Below are 12,531 nucleotides of genomic sequence, written 5' to 3'. Positions count from 1 at the left end.
TTTCACTTCTTCCGTGACATTTTCATATTCTTGCGGTCTAACACGAAGTGTTTTTAATGTCATTTAGACTGACCGACAACGGGCAGTTTTTTATTACCAGGATAGTTGATCAGGGGTTCACATGCAGGGCACAAAAATTCGACTTTTAGCGGGCGGTTTGCTGGTGATGGCCACTGCTGGCTATGTGCAGGCAGATGCGCTCCAGCCTGATCCAGCATGGCAACAGGGGACGCTCTCCAACGGTTTACAGTGGCAAGTGCTGACCACGCCCCAGCGTCCCAGCGATCGTGTTGAAATTCGCCTGCTGGTTAATACCGGTTCGCTCGCCGAAAGTACCCAACAGAGCGGTTACAGTCATGCTATTCCCCGCATCGCGCTGACACAAAGCGGTGGTCTGGATGCAACACAGGCACGTTCATTGTGGCAACAGGGGATCGACCCTAAGCGCCCGATGCCGCCGGTGATCGTCTCTTACGACACCACGCTATTTAATCTTAGTTTGCCAAATAACCGTAACGATCTGCTGAAAGAAGCGCTCTCTTATCTGGCGAATACAACCGGCAAGCTGACCATCACACCAGAAACGGTTAACCATGCGTTGCAAAGTCAGGACATGGTGGCAACCTGGCCTGCCGATACCAAAGAAGGCTGGTGGCGTTATCGTCTGAAAGGATCAACCTTGTTAGGTCATGATCCTGCCGATCCGCTGAAACAACCCGTTGAAGCAGAAAAGATTAAAGACTTCTACCAGAAATGGTACACCCCGGATGCAATGACGCTGCTGGTGGTGGGGAACGTGGATGCGCGTTCAGTCGTCGACCAAATCAACAAAACGTTTGGCGAACTGAAAGGCAAACGTGAAACGCCAGCTCCGGTGCCGACGCTTTCTCCGCTGCGCGCGGAAGCGGTGAGCATTATGACCGACGCGGTGCGCCAGGACCGGTTATCCATCATGTGGGATACGCCGTGGCAGCCGATTCGTGAGTCAGCGGCACTCCTGCGCTACTGGCGTGCGGACCTGGCCCGTGAGGCGCTGTTCTGGCATGTTCAGCAAGCATTAAGCGCCAATAACAGCAAAGATATCGGTCTTGGTTTTGACTGCCGCGTGCTGTATCAGCGTGCGCAATGTGCCATCAACATCGAGTCGCCAAACGACAAACTGAACAGCAATCTAAATCTGGTGGCGCGTGAACTGGCGAAAGTTCGTGATAAAGGTCTGCCGGAAGAAGAGTTCAATGCATTAGTGGCGCAAAAGAAACTGGAATTGCAGAAATTGTTTGCTGCTTATGCGCGAGCTGATACCGATATTCTGATGGGCCAGCGGATGCGTTCGTTGCAAAATCAGGTTGTCGATATCGCGCCGGAACAATATCAGAAACTGCGTCAGGATTTCCTCAACAGCCTGACGGTGGAGATGTTAAATCAGGATCTGCGTCAGCAGTTGTCGAACGACATGGCGTTAATTCTGCTACAGCCGAAAGGCGAGCCGGAATTTAACATGAAAGAGTTGCAGGCCGCATGGGATCAAATCATGGCCCCATCGACTGCAGCTGCAGCGACGTCTGTCGCCACGGATGACGTGCATCCTGAAGTTTCGGATATTCCACCCGCGCAGTAATAACGTGATCTGCCTGATGGTGATGAGTTAGCACAATCATCAGGCGTTATGGAAGAGCTGGATAGAGGACTAACACGCTATCCAGCTTTTTTCATAGGCCGTTTTTACGCTGGCATCGCCTCACGCGGGATAATCGCGCCGCGATACTGAATAACGGTACTTGCAGTCAAATGTCCGCGTTTTGCCGCTTCTTCTGCACTTCCCCCGGTCAGGCGTACCGCCAGATAACCGGCGCTGAAAGAGTCACCCGCAGCGGTGGTGTCGATCACTTTTTCTTTCGGCAGTTTCACCGCTGGGACATCCACTAACCCTTCGCCTTCAATAGAAACCAGGCAAGAATCCGCCCCGCGTTTTACCACCACTTCTTTCACGCCCGCTTTATGGGTACGCGCAATAACGTCTTCCACCGGCTGTTGACCCCACAGTGCGTCTTCATCGTCCAGCGTCAGGAAGGCGATATCTGTGCATTCCAGCATTCGCTGATACACCTGCTGCGTCTCTTCTTTGCTGGCCCACAGGCGCGGACGGTAGTTATTGTCGAAAATCACTTTTCCGCCATTGGCGCGGCATTCGCGCAGCAGAGCAAGCAGCTTCTCGCGGCTGGTTGGGCTTAAAATCGCCAGGCTAATCCCGCTAAGGTAGAGATAATCGAATTTCGCCAGCTCTGCACAAATCGCCGCTGACTGCTCGCTCTCCAGCCAGAATTTGGCCGCTGCTTCGTTACGCCAGTAGTAAAATGTACGTTCGCCAGTGTCATCGGTTTCAATGTAGTAAAGACCCGGCAGGCGGTTTTCCATCCGTTGGGTCAGGGACGTATCGACGTTCTCGCCGTGCCAGGCGTCCAACATCTGCTGACTAAAACTGTCCGTTCCCAGCGCAGTCACGTAATGAACTGTTAATGCCGTAGAGTCGACCTGACGGGCGATGTAAACGGAGGTGTTCAGGGTATCGCCGCCGAAACCGCGCTTAACGTCTGCGCCTTTCTCGGAAAGCTCAATCATGCATTCGCCAATCACGGCAATCTTTTTGGACATAGTCGTGAACCTGATCTGTAAAAAATTAGCGTTAGTTTGCGCTGTGGTGGTTTGCTGGTCAACTATATTAAAACACTGTTCCATTATTTTTTTGAGCCAGAACGTATTCCTGGAAGATTTCGCCACAGGACGGGCAAATTTAGCCGCTTCGGGCGGTAAAGTTCTGGCGTTGTGCGCCGATAACATTTGTCGAGTCCGGGCAGCATCACTTTTAAATACAGGACATCTTCGATGATAAGGCAGGTTATTCAGCGAATAAGCCATCCTGAAGCAAGTATTGAAAGCTTGCAGGAACGACGCTTTTGGTTGCAGTGTGAACGTGCTTACACCTGGCAACCGATTTATCAGACATCCGGTCGGTTGATGGCCGTGGAGCTATTAACGGTCGTTACTCATCCTGAGGCCCCTTCGCAACGACTGCCGCCGGATCGTTATTTTGCTGAAATCACTATCAGACATCGTATGGATGTGGTGAAAGAACAGATTGATTTGCTGGCGCAAAAAGCCGTGTTCTTTGTTGAACATGGCCTGCTGGCATCGGTTAATATTGATGGTCCGACACTTCTCGCCCTACGTCAGCAGCCGGAAATTTTGCGCCAGATTGACCGCCTTCCCTGGCTGCGTTTTGAACTGGTAGAACATATCCGCCTGCCGAAAGATTCAACCTTTGCCTCGATGTGCGAATTTGGTCCGCTATGGCTTGATGATTTTGGCACCGGGATGGCAAATTTCTCCGCGCTAAGTGAAGTCCGTTATGACTACATTAAAATCGCTCGCGAACTGTTTGTGATGCTGCGCCAGTCGCCGGAAGGCCGTACGCTCTTTTCGCAGCTTTTGCATTTGATGAATCGCTATTGTCGCGGAGTAATCGTCGAAGGTGTAGAAACGCAGGAGGAGTGGCGTGATGTACAGAACTCTCCCGCATTCGCCGCACAAGGCTGGTTTCTTTCGCGTCCGGCACCGATAGAAACGCTGGATACGGTGGCTCTGGTGGTGTAGCCGCCTCATTTTCCGCCTGGCTGGACTATCTTTAGGACTGGCCCAGGAAGAATATGAGGAAGCGAACTATGAGCAAGGCAGGCAAAATAACCGCCGCGATTTCAGGGGCTTTCTTGTTGTTGCTCGTCGTGGCGATCATTTTGATTGCGACTTTTGACTGGAATCGACTCAAACCGACCATCAATCAGAAAGTCTCTGCGGAGCTGAATCGTCCGTTCGCTATTCGTGGCGATCTGGGCGTGGTGTGGGAGCGGCAGAAACAGGAAACCGGCTGGCGCAACTGGGTACCGTGGCCCCATGTACATGCAGAGGACATCATTCTCGGCAACCCGCCAGACATTCCCGAAGTCACAATGGTGCATTTGCCACGGGTAGAAGCAACGCTGGCCCCTCTGGCGCTACTGACCAAAACGGTCTGGCTGCCGTGGATCAAACTGGAAAAGCCCGACGCACGCCTCATTCGCCTCTCAGAAAAGAACAACAACTGGACGTTTAATCTCGCCAGCGATGACAACAAAGACGCGGATGCAAAGCCGTCGGCGTGGTCGTTTCGGCTGGATAATATTCTGTTCGATCAAGGGCGGATCGCCATTGATGACAAAATCAGCAAAGCGGATCTGGAAATTTTTGTTGATCCATTAGGCAAGCCGTTACCGTTCAGTGAAGTCAGCGGATCGAAAGGTAAGAACGAGAAAGAAAAGGTGGGCGATTACGTTTTTGGCCTGAAGGCGCAGGGGCGCTATAACGGTGAATCGCTCACTGGCACGGGTAAAATTGGCGGTATGCTGGCGCTGCGTGGCGAAGGGACACCGTTTCCGGTGCAAGCTGATTTTCGTTCCGGTAATACTCGTATCGCCTTTGATGGCGTAGTGAATGACCCTATGAAAATGGGGGGCGTCGATTTACGGCTTAAATTTTCCGGTGATTCGTTGGGTGAACTCTATGAACTGACAGGCGTTCTGCTGCCCGATACCCCACCGTTTGAAACCGATGGTCGGCTGGTTGCGAAAATCGACACGGAAAAATCGTCGGTCTTTGATTATCGTGGCTTTAACGGGCGTATTGGTGATAGCGACATTCACGGTTCTCTGGTCTATACCACCGGCAAGCCACGGCCAAAACTGGAAGGTGACGTCGAGTCGCGGCAATTGCGGTTGGCAGATTTAGGGCCGTTGATTGGCGTTGATTCCGGGAAAGGGGCGGAAAAGTCGAAACGGTCTGAACAGAAGAAGGGCGAGAAAAACGTTCAGCCTGCGGGAAAAGTGCTGCCGTATGACCGCTTCGAAACCGATAAATGGGACGTCATGGATGCTGATGTTCGATTCAAAGGCCGTCGTATCGAGCATGGCAGCAGCCTGCCGATTAGTGATCTTTCAACCCATATCATCCTCAAAAACGCTGACCTGCGTCTGCAACCGCTGAAATTTGGTATGGCGGGCGGCAGCATTGCAGCGAACATCCACCTGGACGGCGATAAAAAACCGATGCAGGGGCGGGCAGATATTCAGGCCCGTCGGCTGAAACTGAAAGAGCTGATGCCAGATGTGGAACTGATGCAAAAAACGCTGGGGGAAATGAACGGTGACGCGGAACTACGTGGTAGCGGTAACTCAGTGGCGGCGCTTTTGGGGAACAGTAACGGTAACCTGAAACTGTTGATGAATGACGGGCTGGTGAGCCGTAACCTGATGGAGATTGTCGGGCTGAATGTTGGTAACTACATTGTCGGTGCGATTTTCGGTGATGATGAGGTGCGGGTGAACTGCGCGGCAGCAAATCTGAATATTGCTAACGGCGTGGCGCGTCCGCAGATTTTTGCTTTTGATACTGAGAACGCGTTGATTAATGTTACCGGCACGGCAAGTTTTGCTTCGGAACAGCTGGATTTGACTATTGATCCTGAGAGTAAAGGGATTCGGATAATCACGCTGCGTTCGCCACTGTATGTGCGTGGGACGTTTAAAAATCCGCAGGCTGGGGTGAAAGCTGGGCCGTTGATTGCCCGAGGTGCTGTTGCGGCGGCACTGGCAACGCTGGTGACGCCTGCGGCGGCGTTACTGGCGCTGATCTCGCCTTCCGAAGGGGAGGCTAATCAGTGCCGGACCATTTTGTCGCAGATGAAGAAGTGATGGAAATTGCCGGATATCTGGCATCCGGCAATTAAACAGATTACAACGACTGATGTCGCGTCTCATGGGTCAGCAGCAGGGCGATTAACGTCAAGCCAGCCATTGCCGCCAGATATAACCCTACCGCACCTAACCCGTAGTTAGTCTGCAACCAGGCCGCGATATATGGCGCAACGGAAGCTCCGAGAATCGACGATACGTTATAAGAGAACGACGCCCCGGTATAACGTACTTCTGTCGGGAACAGCTCTGGCAGCAGTGCGCCCATCGGTCCAAAGGTCAGCCCCATCAGGCTTAACCCCAGCAGCAGGAAAGCAAAAACCAGAATCGGATTGCCAGAACCAAGCAGTGGATTAAAGGCGAACAGCGCGAACAGGATGATAAGCGTCGTGATGATCACCATGCTTTTACGACGCCCAAAGGCATCAGCCAGCAATCCGGCTACCGGCACCATCACGCCAAAACCAATCACGGCCATCATCAGCATCCACAGCACTTCATTACGCGGCAGGCCAAGCCCAACTGGCGCGGCGGCGGTACTGAAGGTCATTGAGTAGACAGTCATGATGTAAAACAGCGTGTAGGTCGCCAGCATGATAAAGGTGCCCAGTACCGTGACGCGTACGTGTTTGGTCAGCAGCGTACCCAGCGGGATCTTCACCTGCTTTTTCGCTTTTGCGACTTTTTCAAACACTGGCGACTCATGCAGCGACACGCGAACATACAGACCGATAATTACCAGCACCGCCGAGAAGATAAACGGCACGCGCCAGCCCCAGCTCATAAACTGCTCGTCGGTCAGCAGCCAGGAAAGCAGCAGAAAAGTGCCGTTGGCAAAGAAGAAGCCTATCGGTGCGCCCAGTTGTGGGAAGGAACCATACAGGGCACGTTTACGCGGTGGTGCGTTCTCGGTTGCCAGCAGCGCTGCGCCACCCCATTCACCGCCTAATCCCAGACCCTGACCAAATCGAGCCAGCGCCAGCAGCAGCGGGGCGAAAATACCAATCGTGGCATAGCCCGGCAGCAGACCAATCACCACCGTCGAAATCCCCATCGTTAGCAAAGAGGCGACCAGCGTCGCTTTACGCCCAACGCGATCGCCGAAATGACCAAATACGGCAGAGCCGATGGGGCGCGCGACGAAGGCAATGGCGAAGGTGGCAAGCGATTGTAGGGTCGCCGCTGCGGGATCGCCCTGCGGGAAGAAGATATGCGGGAACACAATAACGGCCGCAGTGGCGTAAATGTAGAAGTCGAAGAACTCAATGGCCGTGCCAATGAGGGAGGCGACGAGGACTTTATTACGCGAGTTTATCGGCGTGTATTCTTGCTCGTTGTCGAGTGTTGTGGCTGTTGCTTGCATAATCTTTTCTTATTTTTTGGCTAACGAATAGCCATATTACGCACAGCAAAAGTGATATTTCAATGTGTAACAAATCGCGGAAATGTTCAAAAACCAGGCAAAAAGGGGATAATGTTTAGGCCAGTGATTTTTCTTCTATGAAATGCTTCACACAATTTCATAAATGGTGAATAAAACTGGTTTAAGGTTAAATAAAAGTTACTAACTGGATTTATATGCTGATATGGTAAGGAGGGGTAGTAAAATACCCGGTTGATGGTTTTGATGCCGGTGTCGGATGCGACGCTTGCGCGTCTTATCCGACCTACAGGGGCTTATCCGGCCAGGGGGAGCCAGGTCGAATAAATTCGTAGGCCGGACAAGGCGTTTACGCCGCATGCGGCATATTTTAATGCTGTGTTTTCCCCGGCATTCGCGGGTCGTCTTTATATTCGGCGGTGGCAATCCACGCCGCACAAAACAGCGCCAGACGGGCAAAGAAGTAAAAAAACGCCATCAGCCCCAGTACGGAACCAAATGCCGCGCCAGAGGGGGATTTCATCAACGACGGCAGGGTATACGTCATCACGATTTTAATCACTTCAAAACCAATCGCCGCAAGGAATGTCCCGCGAATCAGCGCCTTTCTACGCGGGCGGTGGCGCGGCAACCGCCAGAAGATCCAGAAGAAAAGCAGATAGTTGGCAAAGATAGAAATTCCCAGGCCAATCAACCGCCACGTTGGTTTCAGCCACTCAATGCTATTAAGGTGCAGCGCGCTAATAATCATTTGTTGCGCAGAACCGGCAACGGAGGTGATCGAGAGCGTCACAATCAGCGCAATCAACAAACCAATCAGCGAAATAAAGTCACGCAGATATTTAACCCAGAACTTCTCTTGATCTTGCGGCGAACGTTCCCAGACATCGCGCGATTGGGCGCGAATTGCTTCACGCAAATTTCCCATCCAGTTAATCCCGGAATAAAGCGCCACCGCCAGGCCGACAAGCCCTACGGTAGTACGCTGTTGAACGGCGGTGTTGATGGTGTTTTTCAATGTGGCCGCCAGCGTCGGATCGCTGATGTTTTGCAGAATTTTGTCGAAGATATCCTGCAATAGCATGGGATGGGATGCCAGCACGAAACCCCCTGCGGCAAATGACACCATTAAAATCGGGATCATCGATAAAAACGAGAAATAGGTGATAGCCGCACCAAACTGGTTACCCAGCCGATCGTTAAAGCGTTCTGTCGCGCGTATCAGGTGCGCGATGATTGGTTGACGTTGGATTTTCTCGGCAGTGGTGGTGACGGTTTCCAGTGCCTGACTGACTTTGCTGCCTTTATCGCTATTATCCAGATGTTTAATCGGCTCGTGTTCCAGTTCCTGGGTGGGACGTTTGATCTCGTTTTCCTGCGTCATCCGCTCTTTAGTCCTTCTGTCGTTGTCTGTCTTTAAAAGTATAGTCGGTCAGTCCAGGTGCTCTTTTATTACGCCAGCCAGCCACTGCATAAACAGATTTACACGGCGGGAAAGCTCCCGACGCTGGGGATAAACCAGAGAAATGGATAGCGGCTCGGCGCGGTAGTTGGGCAACACTTCAATAAGCCGCCCGGCGCGTAGGGCTTCGCGTACGGCGACGCGGGGGATCTGAATGATTCCCAGACCCGCCAGGCCAGCGGCGAGATAGGTTTCGCTACTGTTTACCGTCAACATGCCACCGGACTTAAACCACTGGACGCCATTACTGGTGGCAACCTCAAAACCTAATGGATGCGCGCCCAAATGCGGCGTGTAATGCACCACCGCGTGCGAAGTCAGATCGTCCACACTTTGCGGATAACCAAAACGCGTCAGATAGTGCGGGCTGGCACAGTTGATCATCGTCAGTTTGCCGAGGGGGCGGGTAATAATACCCTCGTCGTGCAACGAGCCCGTGCGTATCACGCAATCATAGCCATCACGAAGAATATCAATCGCCCGGTCACTGCTAGTTAATTCCAGTTCAATCCCTGGGTACTGATGAAGAAATTCTGGCAGGCGCGGCAGCAACAGGTTTTTCGCAATTCCGAGCGGGATATCGACGCGTAATTTGCCGCTGATGCTGGTGGTATCCTGCTGAAACAGGCCGTCCAGTTCGTTGAGATTACTCAACACATCTTTCGCTCGTTGGTAATAGGTCATGCCGTCGGGGGTAAGTTTGACCCGCCGCGTAGTGCGCTGCAGCAACTGGGTGCCAAGCTGATGTTCCAGCGCCTGTATCTGGCGTGAAACACTTCCCTTTGGCAGAGCAAAGAAATCCGCTGCGCGGGAAAAACTTTCCAGCTCTGCGACCTTAATGAACAACTGCATTGCGTGAATTTTATCCATTTCTTTGGCCGATTGTTGTTCACAGCGAAACAGTAGCGCGTATATCGCATTATTTATTGTTTTTTCTAGCATCTAATGCAAGGTTTCACAATGTAGTAATGATTAATACAGGTATTTTTTAGAAGGAAATGTCTGATTAGCTGCATGGAAAAGGAAAATTAACGTTTGAAAGACTGTCTTTTCAGCAATTTCCTGCAAAATAGTAAATGTAGTATTGGCTATTCGTGCGCAATTTAATCGTTTTGCGGTCAGGTATTTAGCCAGCTCTCGCGAAAATCATGGTTTATTTGAATGCCTGGCAGACGAAGATATAAGGATATCCTCAAAAATGTTTTAAATAATGCCCTCGACATGTAATTTCAGGCCGTCAGCTGTAACTATTTATATCGGTAACTATTTTCCACATTGCATATCTGTAGAATGGCCACCGCCAAATGGCGAATTCTTATTTTGCCTCTCGGGTAATACCCTTCCCCTACTTAAGAGTTTTAACGTATCCAGGTGGAGATTCAGTAATGCATATAATCATGTTTGACAGGCAGTCAATATTTATTCACGGAATGAAAATCAGCTTACAGCAGCGTATTCCTGGAGTGAGTATTCAGGGCGTCGATCAGGCAGATGAACTGTGGCAAAAGCTGGAAAGCTCCCCTGAAGCCTTAGTCATGCTTGATGGTGATCAGGATGGTGAGTTTTGCTATTGGTTACTGCAAAAAACCGTAGTGCAATTTCCTGATGTTAAAGTGTTGATAACGGCGACAGATTGCAGCAAACGATGGTTACAGGAAGTTATCCATTTTAATGTGATGGCAATTGTACCGCGTGATTCAGCCGTAGAGACGTTTGCGTTGGCGGTAAATAGCGCGGCGATGGGAATGATGTTTCTGCCCGGAGACTGGCGAACTACACCGGAAAAAGACACAAAAGACCTCAAATCGCTAAGTGCCCGCCAGCGGGAAATTTTAACTATGCTGGCGGCAGGTGAATCAAATAAAGAGATCGGCAGGGCGTTAAATATCAGTACCGGAACGGTTAAAGCGCATCTGGAATCGCTTTACCGCCGTCTGGAAGTGAAAAACCGCACTCAGGCGGCGATGATGTTAAATATCGCCTCCTGAAGAGGGTAATTTTATAGCCAGCAGGTTGTTAGTGGCTGGCTGTAAAATATTACGGTTCGCCGTACAAACCAATCAGGCGCCGTACCACACCGTTGGTCCAGCCAAATCCATCCTGCAGCGGATATTCGCCCCCGCCGCCCTCACGGGAAATGCCATCGGCAATATGGTATTTCTCGATCAGTTTGTGGTGCTCCAGGTAAAACTGGTTCACTGTCTTCAGCCAGCTACGCGCGATTTCATCACCCAGATGGTCATCGCCGTACATTTTAAATCCCTGAATCGCCATCCATTGCAATGGCGCCCAGCCGTTGGGTTTATCCCACTGTTCTCCGGTTTCATACTCGCTCGCCAGAATTCCACCCGGCGTCAGTAAACGGCTACGTACGGCGTTTGCCAGGCGGTCTGCCTGTTCGTGATTCGCCATGCCCACGTATAACGGCACAATAGCGGCAGCGGAAAAGAGGGCTAACTGCTCGCGCCGCCAGTCGTAATCACGGTAGATGCCGTTTTCATCATCCCAGAGATAGCGGTTGACTGCATCGCGACGGGCGTTGGCTTTCTGACGGAACAGCGTTTCCGTCTCTTTCTCACCTTTCAGTGCTGAGATGTTGGCAATGGCGCTCTCCAGTTTAAACAGGAAAGCATTAAGGTCGATGGGGATGAATTGGGTCGTGCGAATGCTTGCCAGACGGCCCGCGTCACGTAGCCAGCGTGATGAGTAATCCCAGCCAGAAGCGGCACCTGCGCGTAAATCGCGATACACCTCGTTAGGCGGACGACCGGAGTGCTTCGCGGTTTCCACATCTTCCAGCCAGGATTCATCACGCGGCGTGTCGCGGTCATCCCAATAACGGTTTAGCAGGGCGCCGTCCGGCATCCGCACCACATGGCGATAGGCCTGATTCGGAATCAGTGATTCCGAGCCGTCCATCCAGAAGGCATATTCCATTTTTAGATGATCAAGGTAACGGCGCACGCCGCGCACACCATCTTCTTCAAACAGCTCCACCATCAACGCAAAAACCGGTGGCTGTGAGCGGCTCAAATAATAGGTGCGGTTGCCGTTGGGGATGTGACCATAGTTTTCTATCATCCAGGCGAAGTTATCGGCCATGCATTTCAGTAAATCCTCACGCCCGCTCTCCGCCAGCCCCAACATGGTGAAATAGGAATCCCAGTAGTAGGTTTCGCTAAAACGGCCCCCCGGTACAATGTACGATTGCGGCAGCGCCAGCAGAGAGGACCAGGGGATATGATCCTGGGGTTCGCGGGTTAACACCGGCCATAGTTGGTCGATATGCTCTTTCAGTGAGTTTTGCGGGTCTGATACATACTCGCTGGAGCAGACTTCCGGCAGCCAGAAGTGCTTTTCAACAAACTGGCGTAAGTCGAAATCGCGATGACGGCGCACTTTACGATAGCGGATTAAGATATCCAGCGGGTCCATTTTGGGGGCGCAGTCGGGGAAGGTTTTGCTGTCAGGGAAAATTTTCGCCGACTGGACATGCTCGAACAGTTCGAGATAACGATCGGCAGGGGTCAGCGCATCAGAGGCGGGTAGCCCCTCAATCATCTCGGGTTCTGGCTCTGCCTCCATCATCTCATCCAGTTTTAATTCATACGGATCCAGCTCATAGCAGAGATCGACTTCGATCATCAGTTCATCTGGATTAATGTTTTGAATTTTCTGATTGAGCATAAGGATCCGACCTCCGAAATTCGTCTCTAATTATCGGGCTTTCCTTTAAGAGTAGTCATTCGCTGCGGTCGATGGGGGCAAAGTGTGCGGCAGATCACGTTTATTAATGTGTCAAAAATATAACTCGTTAATATATAAGGAGAATGAGTGATAAACGTTTTTCTGCAAATTTTCATTTTCGGAATATTCACGCACTTCATGATAAAAGCAAGAGCATCGTT

The 12,531-nt window shown here is 51.5% G+C and carries 9 protein-coding genes; 4 read left to right on the top strand and 5 right to left on the bottom strand.

What is annotated here, in order from left to right; genetic code table 11:
- Window positions 1-121: 121 nt before the first annotated feature.
- Complete coding sequence (locus tag A9180_RS08285) at window positions 122-1,618, top strand: M16 family metallopeptidase (RefSeq protein ID WP_064527798.1); 1,497 nt, start codon at window positions 122-124, stop codon at window positions 1,616-1,618.
- Between the two features lie 104 nt (window positions 1,619-1,722).
- Here A9180_RS08285 and kdgK read toward each other — a convergent pair whose 3' ends face one another.
- Window positions 1,723-2,652 (bottom strand): 2-dehydro-3-deoxygluconokinase, encoded by a 930-nt coding sequence (kdgK, locus tag A9180_RS08280; protein WP_064528019.1) that lies wholly within the window; start codon window positions 2,650-2,652, stop codon window positions 1,723-1,725.
- A 231-nt stretch (window positions 2,653-2,883) separates the two neighbouring features.
- Here kdgK and pdeH point away from each other — a divergent pair, with 231 nt between their 5' ends.
- Together pdeH and A9180_RS08270 are read left to right on the top strand one after the other, a co-directional pair.
- A complete protein-coding gene (gene pdeH / locus A9180_RS08275; protein ID WP_064527796.1) occupies window positions 2,884-3,651 on the top strand; it encodes a cyclic-guanylate-specific phosphodiesterase in 768 nt (255 codons plus the stop codon).
- Window positions 3,652-3,719: 68 nt separating this feature from the next.
- Window positions 3,720-5,780, top strand: coding sequence for an AsmA family protein (locus tag A9180_RS08270; protein WP_064527795.1), 2,061 nt, complete (start codon window positions 3,720-3,722; stop codon window positions 5,778-5,780).
- A 40-nt stretch (window positions 5,781-5,820) separates the two neighbouring features.
- On the opposite strand, the gene A9180_RS08265 is transcribed toward A9180_RS08270, so the two are convergent.
- The 3 genes from A9180_RS08265 to A9180_RS08255 all read right to left on the bottom strand — a co-directional run bounded on the left by A9180_RS08265 (window position 5,821) and on the right by A9180_RS08255 (window position 9,493).
- Window positions 5,821-7,143 (bottom strand): MFS transporter, encoded by a 1,323-nt coding sequence (locus A9180_RS08265; protein ID WP_064527793.1) that lies wholly within the window; start codon window positions 7,141-7,143, stop codon window positions 5,821-5,823.
- A 388-nt stretch (window positions 7,144-7,531) separates the two neighbouring features.
- Window positions 7,532-8,545, bottom strand: a complete 1,014-nt coding sequence (yhjD, locus tag A9180_RS08260; protein WP_064527791.1) for an inner membrane protein YhjD — start codon at window positions 8,543-8,545, stop codon at window positions 7,532-7,534.
- 48 nt (window positions 8,546-8,593) lie between these two features.
- Window positions 8,594-9,493: a LysR family transcriptional regulator gene (locus tag A9180_RS08255; protein ID WP_064528017.1), complete on the bottom strand. Its 900-nt coding sequence runs from the start codon at window positions 9,491-9,493 to the stop codon at window positions 8,594-8,596.
- Between the two features lie 515 nt (window positions 9,494-10,008).
- Here A9180_RS08255 and A9180_RS08250 point away from each other — a divergent pair.
- The gene (locus tag A9180_RS08250) at window positions 10,009-10,611 is read left to right on the top strand and encodes a helix-turn-helix transcriptional regulator (RefSeq protein ID WP_064527789.1); all 603 of its coding nucleotides are present in this window, start codon (window positions 10,009-10,011) and stop codon (window positions 10,609-10,611) included.
- A gap of 49 nt (window positions 10,612-10,660) precedes the next feature.
- On the opposite strand, the gene A9180_RS08245 is transcribed toward A9180_RS08250, so the two are convergent.
- Complete coding sequence (locus A9180_RS08245; RefSeq protein ID WP_064527787.1) at window positions 10,661-12,310, bottom strand: alpha,alpha-trehalase; 1,650 nt, start codon at window positions 12,308-12,310, stop codon at window positions 10,661-10,663.
- Window positions 12,311-12,531: the final 221 nt, after the last annotated feature.

It is taken from the genome of Escherichia sp. B1147 (genome assembly GCF_001660175.1).
Classification (GTDB): domain Bacteria; phylum Pseudomonadota; class Gammaproteobacteria; order Enterobacterales; family Enterobacteriaceae; genus Escherichia; species Escherichia whittamii.
This window is presented reverse-complemented; position numbering and strand designations above follow the sequence as displayed.

Coding starts and splice junctions, on each gene's coding strand:
- yhjD (WP_064527791.1), bottom strand. CDS start 8,545: ATGACGCAGGAAAACGAGATCAAACGTCCCACCCAGGAACTGGAACAC.
- A9180_RS08245 (WP_064527787.1), bottom strand. CDS start 12,310: ATGCTCAATCAGAAAATTCAAAACATTAATCCAGATGAACTGATGATC.
- A9180_RS08250 (WP_064527789.1), top strand. CDS start 10,009: ATGCATATAATCATGTTTGACAGGCAGTCAATATTTATTCACGGAATG.
- pdeH (WP_064527796.1), top strand. CDS start 2,884: ATGATAAGGCAGGTTATTCAGCGAATAAGCCATCCTGAAGCAAGTATT.
- kdgK (WP_064528019.1), bottom strand. CDS start 2,652: ATGTCCAAAAAGATTGCCGTGATTGGCGAATGCATGATTGAGCTTTCC.
- A9180_RS08255 (WP_064528017.1), bottom strand. CDS start 9,493: ATGGATAAAATTCACGCAATGCAGTTGTTCATTAAGGTCGCAGAGCTG.
- A9180_RS08270 (WP_064527795.1), top strand. CDS start 3,720: ATGAGCAAGGCAGGCAAAATAACCGCCGCGATTTCAGGGGCTTTCTTG.
- A9180_RS08265 (WP_064527793.1), bottom strand. CDS start 7,143: ATGCAAGCAACAGCCACAACACTCGACAACGAGCAAGAATACACGCCG.
- A9180_RS08285 (WP_064527798.1), top strand. CDS start 122: ATGCAGGGCACAAAAATTCGACTTTTAGCGGGCGGTTTGCTGGTGATG.